This window comes from Natronosalvus halobius, from assembly GCF_024138145.1.
In the GTDB taxonomy this organism is placed as follows: Archaea; Halobacteriota; Halobacteria; order Halobacteriales; family Natrialbaceae; genus Natronosalvus; species Natronosalvus halobius.
This window is the reverse complement of sequence record NZ_CP099997.1, coordinates 2802762-2818530: the sequence shown is the minus strand read 5'-3', so window position 1 is coordinate 2818530 and position 15769 is coordinate 2802762. Positions and strand designations below refer to the sequence as shown.

The 15769-nt window shown below is 64.7% G+C and carries 19 protein-coding genes and 1 tRNA gene; 8 read left to right on the top strand and 12 right to left on the bottom strand.

Annotation, left to right across the window (positions count from 1 at the left end):
* Positions 1-14: 14 nt before the first annotated feature.
* The gene (locus NGM15_RS13735) at positions 15-1343 is read right to left on the bottom strand and encodes a PQQ-dependent sugar dehydrogenase (protein ID WP_253432035.1); all 1329 of its coding nucleotides are present in this window, start codon (positions 1341-1343) and stop codon (positions 15-17) included.
* 147 nt (positions 1344-1490) lie between these two features.
* Positions 1491-2810 carry a DUF2238 domain-containing protein gene (locus NGM15_RS13730; protein WP_253432032.1) on the bottom strand — a complete coding sequence of 440 codons (1320 nt, stop codon included), beginning with the start codon at positions 2808-2810 and terminating at the stop codon, positions 1491-1493.
* Between the two features lie 309 nt (positions 2811-3119).
* On the opposite strand from NGM15_RS13730, the gene NGM15_RS13725 reads away from it, so the two are divergent.
* The 3 genes from NGM15_RS13725 (at position 3120) to NGM15_RS13715 (ending at position 6119) form a co-directional block, all read left to right on the top strand.
* The gene (locus tag NGM15_RS13725) at positions 3120-3662 is read left to right on the top strand and encodes a hypothetical protein (protein ID WP_253432029.1); all 543 of its coding nucleotides are present in this window, start codon (positions 3120-3122) and stop codon (positions 3660-3662) included.
* 169 nt (positions 3663-3831) lie between these two features.
* Complete coding sequence (locus NGM15_RS13720; protein ID WP_253432027.1) at positions 3832-4266, top strand: NUDIX hydrolase; 435 nt, start codon at positions 3832-3834, stop codon at positions 4264-4266.
* Between the two features lie 251 nt (positions 4267-4517).
* Positions 4518-6119, top strand: a complete 1602-nt coding sequence (locus NGM15_RS13715; protein WP_253432025.1) for a Cdc6/Cdc18 family protein — start codon at positions 4518-4520, stop codon at positions 6117-6119.
* A gap of 1 nt (position 6120) precedes the next feature.
* Here the strand turns inward: NGM15_RS13715 and NGM15_RS13710 are convergent, their stop codons facing one another.
* From NGM15_RS13710 to NGM15_RS13700, 3 genes are all read right to left on the bottom strand, one after another.
* Complete coding sequence (locus NGM15_RS13710; protein ID WP_253432022.1) at positions 6121-6561, bottom strand: hypothetical protein; 441 nt, start codon at positions 6559-6561, stop codon at positions 6121-6123.
* 104 nt (positions 6562-6665) lie between these two features.
* Positions 6666-7145 (bottom strand): copper resistance protein CopD, encoded by a 480-nt coding sequence (locus tag NGM15_RS13705; protein WP_253432019.1) that lies wholly within the window; start codon positions 7143-7145, stop codon positions 6666-6668.
* Between the two features lie 167 nt (positions 7146-7312).
* Complete coding sequence (locus NGM15_RS13700) at positions 7313-7864, bottom strand: metal-dependent hydrolase (RefSeq protein WP_253438097.1); 552 nt, start codon at positions 7862-7864, stop codon at positions 7313-7315.
* A gap of 142 nt (positions 7865-8006) precedes the next feature.
* On the opposite strand from NGM15_RS13700, the gene NGM15_RS13695 reads away from it, so the two are divergent.
* On the top strand, positions 8007-8888 hold the full coding sequence (locus NGM15_RS13695) for a hypothetical protein (protein ID WP_253432016.1): 882 nt from the start codon (positions 8007-8009) through the stop codon (positions 8886-8888).
* 93 nt (positions 8889-8981) lie between these two features.
* Here NGM15_RS13695 and NGM15_RS13690 read toward each other — a convergent pair whose 3' ends face one another.
* Positions 8982-9461 (bottom strand): deoxyuridine 5'-triphosphate nucleotidohydrolase, encoded by a 480-nt coding sequence (locus tag NGM15_RS13690; protein WP_253432013.1) that lies wholly within the window; start codon positions 9459-9461, stop codon positions 8982-8984.
* Between the two features lie 141 nt (positions 9462-9602).
* The gene (locus NGM15_RS13685; RefSeq protein WP_253432011.1) at positions 9603-9809 is read right to left on the bottom strand and encodes a dodecin family protein; all 207 of its coding nucleotides are present in this window, start codon (positions 9807-9809) and stop codon (positions 9603-9605) included.
* Between the two features lie 157 nt (positions 9810-9966).
* Here NGM15_RS13685 and NGM15_RS13680 point away from each other — a divergent pair, with 157 nt between their 5' ends.
* Positions 9967-10248: a hypothetical protein gene (locus tag NGM15_RS13680; protein WP_253432009.1), complete on the top strand. Its 282-nt coding sequence runs from the start codon at positions 9967-9969 to the stop codon at positions 10246-10248.
* 254 nt (positions 10249-10502) lie between these two features.
* On the opposite strand, the gene NGM15_RS13675 is transcribed toward NGM15_RS13680, so the two are convergent.
* A tRNA-Pro gene (locus NGM15_RS13675) sits at positions 10503-10575 on the bottom strand.
* 84 nt (positions 10576-10659) lie between these two features.
* Between NGM15_RS13675 and NGM15_RS13670 the strand changes: the two genes are divergently transcribed.
* Entirely contained in the window at positions 10660-10914 is a 255-nt protein-coding gene (locus tag NGM15_RS13670) for a pro-sigmaK processing inhibitor BofA family protein (RefSeq protein WP_253432005.1), read from the top strand.
* Positions 10915-10978: 64 nt separating this feature from the next.
* Here the strand turns inward: NGM15_RS13670 and NGM15_RS13665 are convergent, their stop codons facing one another.
* On the bottom strand, positions 10979-11683 hold the full coding sequence (locus NGM15_RS13665) for a DUF7504 family protein (RefSeq protein ID WP_253432003.1): 705 nt from the start codon (positions 11681-11683) through the stop codon (positions 10979-10981).
* A gap of 165 nt (positions 11684-11848) precedes the next feature.
* On the opposite strand from NGM15_RS13665, the gene NGM15_RS13660 reads away from it, so the two are divergent.
* Complete coding sequence (locus NGM15_RS13660) at positions 11849-12508, top strand: metallophosphoesterase family protein (RefSeq protein WP_253432001.1); 660 nt, start codon at positions 11849-11851, stop codon at positions 12506-12508.
* A 141-nt stretch (positions 12509-12649) separates the two neighbouring features.
* Here NGM15_RS13660 and NGM15_RS13655 read toward each other — a convergent pair whose 3' ends face one another.
* The 3 genes from NGM15_RS13655 to NGM15_RS13645 form a co-directional block, all read right to left on the bottom strand.
* A complete protein-coding gene (locus NGM15_RS13655; RefSeq protein ID WP_253431998.1) occupies positions 12650-13012 on the bottom strand; it encodes a hypothetical protein in 363 nt (120 codons plus the stop codon).
* Between the two features lie 66 nt (positions 13013-13078).
* Positions 13079-13330, bottom strand: coding sequence for an amphi-Trp domain-containing protein (locus NGM15_RS13650; protein WP_253431996.1), 252 nt, complete (start codon positions 13328-13330; stop codon positions 13079-13081).
* A 115-nt stretch (positions 13331-13445) separates the two neighbouring features.
* Entirely contained in the window at positions 13446-14888 is a 1443-nt protein-coding gene (locus NGM15_RS13645) for a phosphoglucomutase/phosphomannomutase family protein (protein ID WP_253431993.1), read from the bottom strand.
* 243 nt (positions 14889-15131) lie between these two features.
* Here NGM15_RS13645 and NGM15_RS13640 point away from each other — a divergent pair, with 243 nt between their 5' ends.
* On the top strand, positions 15132-15767 hold the full coding sequence (locus tag NGM15_RS13640) for an NADPH-dependent FMN reductase (RefSeq protein WP_253431990.1): 636 nt from the start codon (positions 15132-15134) through the stop codon (positions 15765-15767).
* Positions 15768-15769: the final 2 nt, after the last annotated feature.

The following is a 15769-nucleotide window of genomic DNA, read 5'->3' as shown; positions in this document are numbered from 1 at the left end:
CCGGCAGGAGCCGATCACCTGGCCGAGACGATCCGAAAGAGTCCCCCTCCCTCGGATCCCGTCCCTAGCACGTACACCTCACCGTCCTCGTCGCGGCCGAACGAGAGCGCTCGCGTGAGTTTCTCCGCGTCGACGAGTTCGAGGGCGGCGGTCGGCCACAGTCCGTTGGCTTCGTGGCCGACGTCAGTATCGGCGTCGTCGGGAGGACTGGCGACGAACAACTGCCCCTCGGGGATGAAATCGCCGAAGACGTAGCGCCCGTCGAGTTCCGACAGCGCCGATCCGCGGTAGACGTAGCCTCCGATGACCGAGACACCGCTGATCGGGTCGCCTTCGTGGGGATACTCGACGATGGGGTCACGAAGCGGTTCGCCGCCCCGGACGTGATCTGGCGTTCGGTCCGGACAGTCGTCCGTTTTGTAGCAGTGGGTCCCCTCTTTGACGTTCCAGCCGTAGTTGCCCCCCTTCTCGACGAGGTTCACCTCCTCGAAACGGTTCTGGCCGACGTCCGCGACGTAGAGGTCCTCCCCGTCGAACGACAGGCGCCAGGGGTTCCGGAATCCCCACGCGTAGTGCTCGTCGAGTCCATCTCGTCCGACGAGCGGGTTGTCTTCCGGGACGACGTAGCCCCGATCATCCGTCCAGGTATCGACGTCGAGACGCAGAACGCTCCCCAGTAGGTTCTTGGTCACGTCCTGCCCGTTCCCGCCGCCTGGACCGTCGTACCAGACCTCCTCGGGGGATTCGCCGCTGTCACCGACCGAGACGTAGAGGAACCCGTCGGGGCCGAACGCGATGTCGCCGCCGTTGTGGAGGGGTCTCGGCTGCGGAATCTCGAGGATCGATCGTTCGGAGTCGCGCCGTGCTCGCGTCCCGTCCCCGGTCACCTCGAAGGCGGCCAGGACGAACGTGTGACTGTAGTCCTCGGGCATCCCCTCCCGGAGCGGCGCGCTGTACCGGACGAACAGCCGACGGTCGTCCGGGAAGTCCGGATGAAGCGCCATCCCGAGCAACCCTTTTTCCCCCTCGGTCTCGACCGTGTCACGGAGGTCGAGAAAGTGGTCGTCCTGCAAGCCGTTCGGCCCGTGGCGCAGAACGCGGCCGTCGCGCTCGGCGACGTACTGCTGGTCGGTGCCGGGGACGAACGCGACGGCGAGCGGCGCGTCCAGACCACTGACCGTCGTCTGGAGACCGATCGCTTCCGGTAACTGGGCGGTCGCGTCCAGTGTCTCGCTCAATTCGGGCGACTCGGTGGCGGACGGTGACGCACATCCGGCGATCCCGGTCGTCGCACAGAGAGCCGCACCCACGAGGAATTCACGTCTGTCGGTGAGGAGACCCATAGGACGTTCGTACGGTTTCGAGGGAGAAATACGCCTATTCGAGCGGCGATGAACTAGACACCCTCCCGACTGTTAGAAAACCCAACTGATAACGGCTTCGACCAGATGGAGCGGTGCGAGATAGCCAGGCCGTTCCAGGTAATCCGATCAACGTTCCGTTTCCCGCCCCGCGTCACCTGAACCGAGGCGGTCGGCGAGTCTGTGGGAGACGTCGGTGAGGTACACCCACCCCCAGGCGGCGACGAGGACGGCGCCGACCTGGTTGTAGAACAGATCACCGACCGTGTCAGTGATCCCGTGCTGGGCCAGGACCATGTCGTAGCCCGACCACCGACCGATCAGGCCGAGGGCGAACTCCATGAGTTCCCAGACCACGCCGAACGCCAGGACGAAGATGAGGATGAAGACGAACAGCATCCGGTTGGGCAGGTAGACGGAGTCAGTGTGTAAGTCGATGGCACGAACGACAGCGTAGCCCGTGCCAGCGACGATTGACGCCGAGAGGGCGTGGGTCAGGCTGTCCCACTGCCCCAGAAGGTCGTAGAGCCCCGCCGATCCGAGCGCGTGGAGCAAGACTGCTCCCGTGATCCAGACCACGAGTTCCGGCTCGAGGGGCGTGCGGTAGTTTCGCTCGAGGATCGCCGGGAGGGCGGTGATCGCGAGCGCGATGCTCGCATTGGCGATGGTCGTCACGTCCCGCGCGAAGAGACCGTAGAGGAGGACGGCGACCAGGGCCCCCTGAAGGAGCCAGGCCACGTTCCTGACCGTCCGTTCGGGGACGTCCAATCGACCCTGAATCAGTGACGGTGTGCTGTCGGGTTCCTCGCCGTGATCGGGAGCCGAACGGTCGTCAGGGGCTTCAGAGGAGTCCCCGTCGCCCGACATCGGCGACACCTGCATCGGGTACTGATTGAAGAGGACTCCGGCGAGCAGTCCGGCGACCGCAGCGTAGACGAAGTCCATCATCATCGCGTGGTTGGCCGCATCCTCGGATCGGCCGGTGAGAATGTAGGACGTTTCGAGCACCACGTCGGAGAGCCAGAGCACGACGTTCCAGGTCGCGGCGACCGCGAGCGTCGTGAGGACGACCAGTGCGATTGCGAACGTGCGAGTCATCCGAACCGCCGTAAACCGGTCGATCTCGGCGACGAGCACGAGCGCGACGGCGGCGACGGCGACGTACGTGGCGATCGACGTCAGGAACGTCTCGCCGAGGATTGTCGCGTCGACGACGGGAATCGCGACGAGCACCATCAGTTCCCAGGACGGCATCGCGAACGGATTCCGGCGCGACACGGCGGGCAGGAGGACGATCACGATTGCGAGCCCGGTGAAGACGAACCACCGGTACGACGACTCGAGGGCGTGGACGGTGGCAAGTACGGCGAGCAGGGCCACGACGAGCCAGCCGATCGTCGCGTTCCGGCGAGAGGCCTCGAAGGGGCCGTCGAATCGATTTTCCTGCATAGAACTCCATACGTATCCGACCGACAAAACGTCGCATCCGGAATAGTACATCTGCGGCCGTTTGGACCGAAATCAGTGCGCCTGCGGCTGTCTGGACCGATCAGATCAGTAGGACCGACATCGCCGGACGCACTGGTGTCGTCGCTCCTCCTCGCCGGGGCAGGGATTCGGCGTACGACACCCGAGCGACACCTTTCGTGTAGCGGCGCCGTCCTCGCACCCTCGTCTCGATGAAACACATCGACACCCCCAGGCCAAATTGTCACTGTAAGGGTCTATCGCCATCCGTCTCGGGCCCCAATAGGGAGCATGAAGCTCGCACACGTCACGCTCTTCGAGGACTTCGGCACCCGTTCGGTCACGATTCACGGACTCATGGTCGTCACGTTCGCCAACGCGATCCTGGTCGGCCTGTTCCTCGAGGGGCAGGTGGGCCTCGTTTCGTTCGTAGCCCTCCTGAACGTCACTGCCGGGTTGTGGATCGCCCACTCGATTCACTCGCTCGGGAACGTTGCTGCCGGCGACGAGTACAGCGGCGTCCTGAACGAGATCTTCGACGTCGGCGACGGCAACTCCCGTCGCGGATTCGACGCCGGTCGATTCGGTCGTCTGCTCGGACTGATCGCAGTAGTGACGGCCGTTTCCTTGTTGACCTCGGCGCAGGCCCTCTCGGGAACGGTGCTCTCGATCGCCGTCGTCGCCCTCGGCGGTATCGCGCTGGTGACTGCGATTATCGGCTTCCTCATCGCACTCGGGGCGTCCTACGACGGAGCCCAGCGGGAGACGGCCGCGAACGTGGAGCGGTACGCGGAGTCGACCGACGTTGACGGTGGGCACCCCACCGACCAGTGAGACCCACCGTATCGCGTGGTCGGGCACCACAGATGCATAGATGAGACGAGAGCGCTCACGTCCCCCGTTTTCGCTCTCGCCCGTGTACGGCGCTCCAGGCGACTACCTTCGGTGAAGGTGCTCGTCGTCCGGCAAACACTCTTGTCGCCACCCCGTCATTCGCGTTCGTATGGGCAACCAACCGCCGACGTTCTGTCACTACTGCGGTGGAGAACTGACGCCAGTCGATACACCGACGGTCCATTGCTGTGACGCCTGCGAGGAATACGTCTTCTACAACCCGAGCCCCTGTTCGCGGATCGCGGTCGTCGACGGAGAGTCGATCCTGCTCGGGAAAGTCGACCTCCAGGACCGTGACCTGTGGGGGACGCCGGGTGGCATGGTCGATGCGGGCGAGGACCCTGACGAAGCGGGCGCTCGAGACGAGCCCCCGTCGAACGGCTCACCAGGGATCATTCCGGGAGCGAACACCGGTTCCACGCGAAGAAGGGGTATCGGCGGTCGATTCGGACGGAAAATCGATTCGAACGGGCCGCTCGAGATCGAGCGAGATCAAGATCGTGAAGTGCGGGCCGAAACAAAACCGGCCCAAATAGCCCTATAATGCCCCATAATGGAGGGTAGAGATTTTAGTCACGTATCGGTCGACGAGACAGAAAGTGCCGCACCGAAGAACGTTACCCGGATTGAAGGGAAGCGTTTATTATGGATGTGTTCCTTTGGTTCGTTTGCATCAACTGGACTCCAGAGAACACGCGCCGTATTCAAATCGCCATTTAACTGGGGATTTATGCCATCTACGGGCTGTTTTGGGTCGAGCGCTCCACACGAAATGAGGGGGTACGCGTACGACGAATGTCAGACGAGAAACCAGATACCACGGATTCGAGCCGTTCAGGCGATCGAGAGTTGCCGGCTGGCTTCATGGCAGATCTCGAGAGTGCCACCGAAGGCGAAGAGTCGAACCAGGGACTGTTCGACGATTTGCTCAGCGGCGAACCGATTTTCGAGAACAAGGAAGTGCTTCGGCCGTCGTACACGCCACACGAACTGCCCCATCGAAGCGATCAGATCAACAAGATGGCGACGATCCTCGTCGCGGCCCTTCGAGGGGAGACGCCGTCGAACATCCTGATTTACGGCAAGACCGGGACCGGCAAGACCGCGAGCGCGAAGTTCGTCAGCAAGGAACTCGAGAGCACCTCCCAGAAGTACAGCGTCCCGTGTGACGTCGAGTACATCAACTGCGAGGTCACCGACACGCAGTACCGCGTACTCGCCCAGCTCGCCAACAAGTTCATCGAGGAGAACGAGGCGCGAATCGACGACCGGATCGAAACACTCGAGTCGATGCGAGAGGCGCTCGAGGAGTCGAACGACGGCACAGACGAGGACGACGGAGCGGACGAAGACAGCGTCGACGGGACGGACGAGGACAACGTCGACTGGACGAACGAGAACTCGAGCGAGACGGAAGCCAAAGCGTCGCCAGCCCTCCAGGACGAGTCGTTCGACTCCATCGCGGACGTAGACGAGGAGATCGCCTCGCTCGAGGCCGACCGCGAGGAGTTCGAGGAGGTACCGATGACCGGATGGCCGACTGACCGGGTCTACAGCGTCTTCTTCGACGCCGTCGACTACTCCGAACGCGTCGTCGTCATCATGCTCGACGAAATCGACAAACTGGTCGAGAAGTCGGGCGACGACACGCTCTACAACCTCTCGCGGATGAACTCCGAACTCGTCAACTCGCGGGTGTCGATCATCGGCATCTCGAACGACCTGAAGTTCACGGACTTCCTCGATCCCCGAGTCAAGTCCAGTCTCGGGGAAGAAGAGATCGTCTTCCCGCCCTACGACGCCAACCAGCTCCGGGACATCCTCCAGCACCGGTCGGAGGTCGCGTTCAAGGGAGACTCCCTGTCGACGGACGTCATTCCGCTCTGTGCGGCCTTCGCCGCCCAGGAACACGGTGACGCCCGACGCGCGCTCGACTTGCTCCGGACCGCGGGCGAACTCGCCGAGCGCTCCCAGGCCGAAACCATCGTCGAGGAACACGTCCGCCAGGCCCAGGACAAGATCGAACTCGACCGCGTCGTCGAGGTCGTCCGCACCCTCCCGACCCAGAGTAAACTCGTCCTCTTCGCGATCATCTCACTCGAGAAAAACGGCGTCCACAGCATCAACACCGGCGAAGTGTTCAACATCTACAAGCGACTATGCGACGAGATCGACGCCGACATCCTGACCCAGCGACGGGTCACCGACCTCATTAGCGAACTCGACATGCTCGGCATCGTCAACGCCGTCGTCGTCTCGAAGGGGCGATACGGCCGAACGAAGGAGATCAGCCTCTCGGTCCCGCTCGAGGAGACCGAGGCAGTCCTCATTTCGGACTCTCGCCTCTCCGACATCGACGACGTCCAGCCGTTCGTTCAGGCACGCTTCGAAAACTAGCTCACCGCTCCTGGACAGGTTCTTGTCCCTGGATACGCGCCCAGCCGATCGCGTCCAGGACGATCACGGTGTCGCCGTGTTTGACGTAGACGCCGTTGTACTCACCGGTACGACCGTCGTAGTACGGGAGCGAGCGCCGAATCGCGTCGACGATCTCCCAGGAGCCGTCGCGCTCGAGCGTGACGTGTTCCCACTCCTCGCGGGCGTCGTTACGGACCGCGCGACGAATCGCTCGCGAGGCACCGGGCAAGCGACGGAGTCGGCGGCTCGAGCTGTCGACGACGGTTGCGTTGTGAGGAACGTCGTCGACGATTCGCGCTCCGACGTCGGCCTTCGACCGGGCGTCAGGGTCGCGTTTCCCGGCGGATCGAAGGAGATAGCCAGCGGCGGCCGCGGAGCCAACGAAGAGAAGCGACACGGCCACGTCCTTACCTCTAATCATTATGAAGCTACCTAACAGTAACCGACTAAGTATCTTTCGCAAGAATACATTCGATTGACATCTTTAGAACAGGCCGTATCGGGGATAGACGGCGTCAGATGGTGCTACAGGACGTAGACAGCGCCCGAGGTGATGACGCCGCCGATGACGAGCAAGAGCAGTCCCACGACCGCTCCAGCTCGGAACAGCGGAAGCGCACGCTGAGCCGGTTCGCGGAGCTTCTTACCGTTGAGCCCCGATTCGAGGCGCTTCGCACCGATCTCGACCAGCGCGGCGAGGAGCAGCCAGCAGACGACCATGAGCACGACGAGTCGCCCGTTCGGCGAGGAGAGCAGGCTCGGTTTGCCGACGCCGTCGAACGAGTAGCCGATCCCGGCGAGGTGCCCGCCAGTGAGCAAGAGTGCGACTGCGCTCACGCGCGATATCGTCGTGAGTCGGGTCGTGATTCCCTCGAGGGGCTTCGTCGTGTTGAACGCGCCGTCTCGAGCCAGCGGCAACACCACGAACGCGACGTAGAAGACGCTCCCGGCCCAGATTGCGGCGAACAGCAGGTGGGCGATCCGGGAGGCGATGTCCACGAGCATGTTCGCTCGGTCGGCGACCGAGCGTATCAGCGTTGCGACTCGTCGGCGCCGATGACATAGTAGTCGTTGAACCGATTTACCCCTCGGTCGCAGGCTCCCGGCCGGAACGCCTGGTTCCGGCCGTCCAGTCGCGACCGAGTAGCACTGACGTTCGACGCCTGCTATAGTCACTCGATCCAGTCCGGGACCCACTCGACCAGCCGCCGTCTGCAGAGCGCGTACGCCAGGGAGACGCCGACGCCGGCGACGATCAGCCACTGAACCGACCCCGAGAAGGCGACGAGCGCGGGAACGGCCAGCACCGTCGCGAGGAGAGCGTCCTCCGGTGCGCCGTCGTACCGGATTAGCCGTCGCGGTCGAATCCACGCCCCTCGAACGTGGTCGTAGACGGCGCGCTCGCTCGGGTTTCGCCAGGGATCCATCTCCGGGCCTCCGCCCAGGACGTCGGTCGCAGCGTGAACCCAGGCGCTGACGACGCAGGCAGCGATACCCGCCGTAATCGCAGAAGGCGCGACTGCCGCGAGTCCAACGGCCAAACCGGCGGCGAGGAATCCGAAGACGGGGAAGTGAAACGTCTTTCGGTGGGTCAACACGAGGTCGACGTCCGGGAGGAGGCCGCCGACGACTGCGCCGATGGCGAGCGGGGTCGCGAGTTCCGGAACGGCGACGGCCGCAGGGGCCACGAGCGCGAGTCCAACGAAGACGTGCGTCGTGGCCATCATGCTCGGACGGAAGGGGTCGGCGCGTAAAAAGGGCGACCACCGTCAACCCGCTGGTTCGTCCGGAACGGAGACCATACGATCACCCGGCGTGAGAGTAGTGCGTCGATAATTATCACTGAGAAGGAAGTATCGCCGGTACATGAGCCTCATTGGAGACGGACAGTTCGTCGTTCGGGACTTTACGTTCGATGCGTACGAACGACTGCTCGGGACCCTGAACGAACAGGGGTACGAGACGTACTCCGTGGCGTCGTTTCTCGAGACAGAGACGGTCCCCGAACGGTACGCAATCGTTCGCCACGACGTCGACCGGCGGCCGAGCATCGCGCGCTCGATGGCTCACCTCGAGTCCGAGTACGGCATCCAGGCGACCTACTACCTCCGTACGTCGACGTTCAGTCCCGAGTTCGCTCGCACTCTCGTCGGCCTCGGCCACGAGGTCGGCTACCACTACGAGGACCTCGCACGGGCAGGAGGAAGCCGCGAACCCGCCTACGAGGCGTTCGAGCGGAATCTCGAGCGGTTTCGCGCCCACATCGACGTGACGACGGCGTGTTCACACGGCAGTCCCCTCTCACCCCACCTCAACACCGACATGTGGGACGAAGCGCGCCCGCCCGAGCAGTACGGTCTTGCCGGGACCGCCTACGGCTCCATCGAAACGGACGACGCGAACCCGCGGAAGCCGACGTACGTCTCGGATACCGGTCGTCACTGGGGCGTCGTCGATCCGACTACCGGCCGCATCGACACCACCGAGGATCTCATCAACCTGCTCGAGTCGGGTGCCTGTCCTCGACTGTACGTCCTTGCACACCCCAGCCGGTGGGCACGCTCGCGCGGTGAGTTCGTCGAGCGAGTGAGCTGGGACGTCGCCGCCGAGGCCGGAAAACGAGCCGTGGTGCCGCTCCACCGGGCGCAGGGGCGTGTGCGCTCGGCCGCCGACGAAGCGATTCGAGCGATGAGTCGGCCGGTGGCGATGTCGAGAAACGCGCTCGGAATGACGACCAGGAAACGGTAACGGCGGGCGTAGAATCTGCTTCGCGAGTTGGGGAGGGGAACCCAGCGACTGGCATTGAGAACATCCAGCGACTGGCACTGAGAACGCCCAGCGTCAGAGATGTTCGCCCTGATAGCTCCCGTCGTACGTCTCGTCGTGATCGGCCTGCGCGAAGACGAGCTGGGCGATCCGCGCCCCGCGCTCGAGTTCGACGTCGTGGTGGACCTGCAAGAGCCCCTCGCCGCGACCCTCGTAACCCGCGTCCCAGACGGCCGTGTTGAGCATACACGAGTTTCGCATGAGCGACGAGCGCGGGTAGACGAACCCGACGTGTCCCTCCGGGATCCGAATCTGCTCGCCGTACCGCACGATGTAGGAACCGACCGGCAGGTAGTACTTATCGGGGTCCTTGCGCTCGAGTTCCTCGAGCGGGCGGGCGACCCGGTCGCCGATCTCCTTGCCGTCGCGGGTTATCCGGCCCGGCTCGAGCTGGTCGAAGACGACGTCGACGGTGAGGTCGACGCCGTTGGGCTGTACCTGTTCGTCGATCGCCGGCGAGACGTGCTCGGCGACGAACGCGCCAGAACGGAACATATAATCGAAGACGGACCGGTGGCGAGAAAAACGTGTCGCGTCACGGCGGCCGGTCGGCTCTCGTCGGCGTTCGGTTCGTCTGGCTGCCACCCGGCCGTCCCGTCTCGAGGCTTCGGCGGACGACGCAGCCCTCGAGTGCGACTACGAGTGCTCGACCGGGAACGCGATCTCCGTCGTCGCCTTGTACTCCACGATTTCGCCGTCCTCGACGTCGGCCGTCCACCGTTCGACGTTGATTCCCGAGATGTCGTCGACCGTCTGGCTCGCCTCGCGGAACGCTTCTCGAGCGGCTTCTTCCCAGGACTCCTCTGACGTACCCATCACGCGGATGACTTTGACTGCCGTCATGGCACCCGTCGTACCACCGTTGCACTGATAATCCCTACTCGCCCTCGCGATGACGTTCACGCCAGGTGACTCGTCCAGGAACGTGACGACGCAGGCTGTAAACGACACGGCGGTGGCTGAATGAAGGGTTCAACACGCCCGGGGGAGTAGTTCGTCTATGCCAGTCGAAACTGATTCTCGACCACGGGCGGACGTGAGTTCAGATTCCGGCGACAGCGACGACGGCCAAGCCACCCCACAGGAAATCGTCGAGGCGATCCGGGCCGCACCCGTACCCGTCGTCAACACGCAGTACCTGGCCGGCCAGTACTCAGTTCCGGTCGAGGAGATGCACGAACTGCTGTCGGCCATGGTCCAGGACGATACACTCGAGCACCTGCACGTGGAGGGGCGGTGGCACCTCTGGTGGCTCTCGCTCGAGGCCGAACTGGCGGAGTAACGTAGCAGGGACGTTTGAAATTCTCGAACAGCCGAGTTGTGAACTTCAGGTGGGATTCTTCGAACGAAGCGAGCACGTCCTCAGCCTGTCTCAACTCCGTGCTCTTCACGTTGTCGTCGCTCGCGAGATTGCTCGCGACGATAAAAGTGGGACCGCCCGGATTGTGAACCACGGTCGGAGCGGCGCTCCTCCCTGGTTCAAATCCGAGCGTATTCCGGGTGATGCCACTCGCGGATTTGCTCGCAGCAGTAACATGGGACCGCCCGGATTTGAACCGGGGTCACGGGCACCCAAGGCCCGAAGTATACCAGGCTAACCCACGGTCCCGTGTCCGTACTTCTGGGCGCGGTGCGTAAAGGCTTTCGTTTGTGAATGGACGTGCTTTTCACCTCCGGCGGTGTGCCAGCCGACATGGTCACCGGCCTCGAGATCCTGATCCTGGTCGTCGCCCTAGCGTTCGTCTTCGGCGCGTCGCGACTCATCGACACCGTCCGGCCGCTCTTCGCCAACGCGGTCGCCGGGTTGCTCGTCCTCCTGGCCGTACAGTGGCTGTTCGTCTTCGAGATTACCATCACCCCGATCGTGCTCGTGATCGTCGCCCTCGGCGGGGTCCCCGGAGCGCTGCTAATCGTGTTGCTCTCGATTACCGGCGTCGCGTTCGTCTAGGCCGCCTCGAGACGGCGTGGTCGCCCCTCGAGTGTTGCTTCGAGCGACGAACCGGATAGGAAAATCAGTTCTCGAGCACGCGAGCGACGTCGTCGTCGGTCGCTTCGTCGATGTCGGCCAGGTCGATCGTCGGCCAGGTCTCGTACTCGTCCTCGCCCCAGTTCGACAGCAATGCCGCGACGTCCTCGTCGGTCGCCTCCGGCAGATCGTCCTGGACGCTCTCGTCGACGACCACCTCGTCGAACATCGAGCCGAACGTCGCGACGATGCGATCCTCGTGTGCCGTCGGGTCGAGGTGGAAGTGAGCGATCGCGTCGACACTCGAGAGTCGTTTGGTGAGGACGTACGCGAAGTGAAACACTTGCTTCGGCGGGGCGTAACGCAGGAGCATGTCCAGGGAGTGAAAGCATATCCGGACGTGGTACTGCTCGCCCCACTGCTCGCAGAATTCGCTGATCGTGACGCCGAGGGCCGACAGATCGGTCGGGTCGTCGATCGCATCGACGACGAACGGGGCGGAGTAATCCGGTCCCGTGGTAGCCTCGGCTGCTCGCAGGACGTCGCCCACGGAGATGATGCCGAGTTTTGCCGGACCGTCGCTGGCCGTCGGCCGACAGTCCGTCTGTGCCCCGGCGAACGAGACGCGCAACTCGGCGACCTCCGAACACGACTGACAGAGGTCGTGGCAGGCGTCTACTGGCTGGTTCGTCTCGTGAACGAGGAGCACGTTCGACGGTGCCTCGATCGATTCGGGGATACTCGGTTCCATGGTGGCGACGTCGAGTCGACGTTAGGCGAAGGGTCACGGGCCCCGCTCATTACTGTTCTGGCCGCATACACCCGCGACATAACCGTTGTGGCCGGTTGTGGTCGGTTTCGTCCGGGACGTTCGCCCGCCCGCACATACATGTATCTCACGTCAGTAGTGACAGCCATGCGGATCGGACTTTGCTCTGACGTGCACGGGAACCTCCCCGCGCTCGAGGCTGTCCTCGCGGACCTCCCCGACATCGACGCGCTGGTCTGTGCGGGTGACGTCGTGGGCTACAATCCCTGGCCGGCCGAGTGCGTCGACCGGCTGCGGGACCTCGAGGTGCCGACGGTGATGGGGAACCACGACCGGGCGGTCGCTCGAGAGACGACGTTTCGGTTCAACGCGATGGCTGCGGCGGGGGTCGAACTCGCTCGCGAGCGCCTGACCGACGCCCAGCGGGAGTGGCTCGCCTCGTTGCCCGACGAGCGCCTCGCGTTCGACGGCCAGGTGAAAATCGTCCACGGTCACCCCGCGGATCCCGACCGGTACACCTACCCGCAGGACTTCTCGCCGCGGCTGCTCGAGGACGAGTCGGTGCTGGTGCTCGGCCACACCCACGTTCAGCACGTCGAGCGGTACGCCGAGGGCGTCGTCGTGAATCCGGGCAGCGTCGGTCAGCCTCGAGACGAAGACCCTCGGGCGGCCTACGCCGTCCTGGACATCGAGGCCCTCGAGGTAGAAACGCGTCGCGTCGCCTACGACGTCGAGCGCGTCCAGCAGGCCGTGGCCGAGGCGGGGCTCCCCGAAAAGATTGGGTCGCGGTTGGCTCGAGGCGAGTGAGAGCGGTCCGTCTGGCCCGAAGAGGCCGACCGTTTCGGATAACTCGAGGGGGAGCGACCGTTTGCGCTGACTCGAGGTGATCGGCCGATCCGGCCAACTCGAGGCGGGCTCTGGCCCCGACCGACGACGATAGCCCGTCGCTCACCCACGCTGGGACTCGTCGACCGTTCCGTCGGTACCCGCCGGACTGTCGTGTTTGTCCTCGACGTCGTCGTCCTCCGCCGTCGTCGTCGCGGTCGACTCGGTCGCGCTCTCGTCCGAGGACGGCGGTTTCTCGGAGTACCCTAGTTCGAACCACAGCTTCGCCGTACAGTCCGTCCCCTCCGATTCGCCCTCGGAGTGGCGAGCGAGGAACCCGTTACACCGGTTGTGCTCGATGACGTTCGAGAGTGACGCCAACGACCCACACTCCGGGCAGTCGATCGCGTAGCTGCCGTCGTGCTGGTGCCAGCTATCGGGCGTCAGTTCCATGTAGGCCGCGTCCTCGGTGTCGCGTTTGGCCATAGTGGACGAACGGGTTCTCGAGGGATAATCGCCGACCCGGCGAGAGCAACCCCGGGCTCGAGATGGTCACTCCGTTTCCTTCTTCACGCCCCAGGTCAGTGTCAAGTCGATCTCCTCTCGCCGGCCGCCGAGCATCGGGGAGCGTTCCTCGACCTCCAGGTCGTAGGTTACCTGGGCATCCGGCGAGAGCGTTACCACCTTGTTCCCGACGGTGATGTTGGCGTCGCCACCGCTTCGAATTTCGCGGGCGAGTTCCTGGAGCAGGTCCGCCGCTTCCTCTCTCGTGATCTCGTCCTTGTAGCTCGTCGTATCGGCCATAGGCTACGGGCCACGACCGATCGCAAAAACCTTGGCCCCGAATCGCGTCGTAAGGGGTCGCTTACCGGAGGAAGAGAACAGTTACCGCGGAAGAGAGGGCGTTCGCGCCCCGCCGTCAGACGAGCGGGTCGAGCAATTCCTCGCCCGCCTCGAGCAGTTCCTGGACACGCTCGTTGCGCTCGGCTTCGGCGTAGACACGCAGGACGGGTTCGGTCCCGCTCGGGCGGACGAGCATCCAGGAGCCGTCCTCGAGGGTCAGTTTGAACCCGTCGGCCGCGTTGACGGTCGCGACCGGCGTCCCCGCGACCGCGTCGGGGATTTCGTCCTCGAGCGCCGCCAGAACGGCAGCCTTCTCGTCGTCGGGACAGGCGACGCTGATCTTCCCCTGGGCGATTTCACCGTGGGTCTCGAGCAGGCGGTGGACCCGGTCGTCGATCGGTTCCGCGGCGTGCATAATGGCCGCGAGCAGGGCCATCAGAACACCGTCTTTCTCGCGGACGTGACCGCGGACGGTGAATCCGCCCGACTCCTCGCCGCCGACGAGGGCGTCGTGATCGGCCATCGCCTCGGCGACCCACTTGAAGCCGACGGGCACCTCGTGGACCGACTCGCCGTGGGCCTCGGCGATACGGTCGATCAGGAAGGTCGTCGACACCGTCCGAATCGCCGGCCCGTCGTTCGACTCGAGCAGGAAATCGTAGAGCGCGGCGAAGAAGAGGTTCTCGTCGAGGAGGCCACGGTCGGGCGTGACGACCGCAATCCGGTCGGCGTCGCCGTCGTTGGCGATCCCGAGCGCCGCGCCCCCTTCGGTGACCGCCTCGACCAGTTCCTCGAGGTTCTCCGCCGCGGGTTCGGGCGACCCCCCGCCGAACTCGGGGTCACGAGTGCACCGGAGGCGCTCGACGTTCACCCCGACGCGCTCGAGGAGGGCGTCGGTCGTCCCCCGGCCGCTGCCGTGCATCGCGTCGTAGGCGATGGGCAGACCCTCGAGTGCGGCTTCGGGGTCGATATCCCCAGCAACCGAGCGGACGACCTCGATACAGGCCTCGGCGTGTGCGTCGACGAGGTCGACCTCGCGAACCGAACCGTGCTCCGCCTCGGGAAGCGGGTCGGGGACGGCGAGCGAGTCCGCGATGGCGTCCATAACCGGAGGGAGTGCCGGGGCGCCGTCGTCGGGGATGAACTTGATGCCGTTGTACGACGGCGGGTTGTGTGAGGCCGTGAGCACGACCGCCGCCGAGAGGTTCCGGTCGACGACCGCGTGTGCACACAGCGGCGTCGGCCGGTCGCGGTCGCTCACCAGGACGTCGAAGCCGTTGGCACACAGGACGCGACTGACCTCCTCGGCGAACCCGCGGGAGGTCTCGCGGGCGTCGTAGCCGACGACGACCGGTGCCGTCTTCCCCTCCTCGCGAAGCGTCGTCGCGATGGCCTGGACGACCATCCGCACGCGCGGTGCGGTGAACTCCTCGAGCGTGGCTCGCCAGCCGTCGGTGCCGAAGGAGATCGCTGCCCTGTCGTCGGCCACCGTCGCGTCCGTTTCCGTCTCCGGATCCATACGCGGACCGTCGTCGCCCTGGTCGAAAAAACCGACGCACGCACACGAGGGTGACAGTGGCGGCGTCGCATCCGGGGTCCAGAGCCGACGGCTTCGAGCATCGAACCACGGTCGTTCTGGAACGCGGTCGAACCGCAGTCGGTCCAGGAGGGAATCGAATCACGGTCGGTACGAGATGCGGCTGGAAGTGGTAACGGCTGGCCGTATCGAGTCCGTTTTACCGCGCGACCCGGTAGAGCGCGTATGGAAGCCGCTCCACACGTCGTCGCCGTCTCGGGGAGCCTCCGCAAGGAGAGTACGACCCGGACGGCCCTCCAGTACGTCCTCCAGGCGGCGGCCGACGCCGGCGCCGAAACGACGCTGCTCGACCTCCGCGAGTACGACCTCCCCGTCTACGACCCCGACGCCGACGGACAGGGGGATGGAGACGCCGCGAAGCAGATCGTCCGCGACGCCGACGCGGTCGTCCTCGGGACGCCCGTCTACCACGGATCGTACTCCGGGGCCCTGAAGAACTTTCACGACTACTGCGGCTGGGACGAGTACGAGGACACCACCGTCGGCCTACTGGCGACCGCCGGCGGCGGAACCTACGGGTCGACCCTTGATCACCTCCGGATCACCGTCCGGGGCGTTCACGGCTGGGTCCTCCCGCACCAGGTCGGCATCCGGAACGCGTCCAGCCAGTTCGAGACCGATCCGAACGCCATCGACGGCCGGGCGTTCGTCGACCCCGACCTCCAGGAGCGCGTCGAGAAACTCGGCCGGCTGCTGGTCCAGTACGCGTTCATCTCGCCGGAGGTAACGACGCCGCGGGCGTCGGGTTCGAGCTCGGGCTCGGGTGCAGATTCGAGTTCGAGTCCGGGTTCGAGCGACTGAGC

Bases quoted from the DNA above. Each gene is read 5' to 3' on its own strand.
- NGM15_RS13735 (WP_253432035.1), bottom strand. From the start codon at position 1,343: ATGGGTCTCCTCACCGACAGACGTGAATTCCTCGTGGGTGCGGCTCTC.
- NGM15_RS13730 (WP_253432032.1), bottom strand. From the start codon at position 2,810: ATGCAGGAAAATCGATTCGACGGCCCCTTCGAGGCCTCTCGCCGGAAC.
- NGM15_RS13725 (WP_253432029.1), top strand. From the start codon at position 3,120: ATGAAGCTCGCACACGTCACGCTCTTCGAGGACTTCGGCACCCGTTCG.
- NGM15_RS13720 (WP_253432027.1), top strand. From the start codon at position 3,832: ATGGGCAACCAACCGCCGACGTTCTGTCACTACTGCGGTGGAGAACTG.
- NGM15_RS13715 (WP_253432025.1), top strand. From the start codon at position 4,518: ATGTCAGACGAGAAACCAGATACCACGGATTCGAGCCGTTCAGGCGAT.
- NGM15_RS13710 (WP_253432022.1), bottom strand. From the start codon at position 6,561: ATGATTAGAGGTAAGGACGTGGCCGTGTCGCTTCTCTTCGTTGGCTCC.
- NGM15_RS13705 (WP_253432019.1), bottom strand. From the start codon at position 7,145: ATGCTCGTGGACATCGCCTCCCGGATCGCCCACCTGCTGTTCGCCGCA.
- NGM15_RS13700 (WP_253438097.1), bottom strand. From the start codon at position 7,864: ATGGCCACGACGCACGTCTTCGTTGGACTCGCGCTCGTGGCCCCTGCG.
- NGM15_RS13695 (WP_253432016.1), top strand. From the start codon at position 8,007: ATGAGCCTCATTGGAGACGGACAGTTCGTCGTTCGGGACTTTACGTTC.
- NGM15_RS13690 (WP_253432013.1), bottom strand. From the start codon at position 9,461: ATGTTCCGTTCTGGCGCGTTCGTCGCCGAGCACGTCTCGCCGGCGATC.
- NGM15_RS13685 (WP_253432011.1), bottom strand. From the start codon at position 9,809: ATGACGGCAGTCAAAGTCATCCGCGTGATGGGTACGTCAGAGGAGTCC.
- NGM15_RS13680 (WP_253432009.1), top strand. From the start codon at position 9,967: ATGCCAGTCGAAACTGATTCTCGACCACGGGCGGACGTGAGTTCAGAT.
- NGM15_RS13670 (WP_253432005.1), top strand. From the start codon at position 10,660: ATGGTCACCGGCCTCGAGATCCTGATCCTGGTCGTCGCCCTAGCGTTC.
- NGM15_RS13665 (WP_253432003.1), bottom strand. From the start codon at position 11,683: ATGGAACCGAGTATCCCCGAATCGATCGAGGCACCGTCGAACGTGCTC.
- NGM15_RS13660 (WP_253432001.1), top strand. From the start codon at position 11,849: ATGCGGATCGGACTTTGCTCTGACGTGCACGGGAACCTCCCCGCGCTC.
- NGM15_RS13655 (WP_253431998.1), bottom strand. From the start codon at position 13,012: ATGGCCAAACGCGACACCGAGGACGCGGCCTACATGGAACTGACGCCC.
- NGM15_RS13650 (WP_253431996.1), bottom strand. From the start codon at position 13,330: ATGGCCGATACGACGAGCTACAAGGACGAGATCACGAGAGAGGAAGCG.
- NGM15_RS13645 (WP_253431993.1), bottom strand. From the start codon at position 14,888: ATGGATCCGGAGACGGAAACGGACGCGACGGTGGCCGACGACAGGGCA.
- NGM15_RS13640 (WP_253431990.1), top strand. From the start codon at position 15,132: ATGGAAGCCGCTCCACACGTCGTCGCCGTCTCGGGGAGCCTCCGCAAG.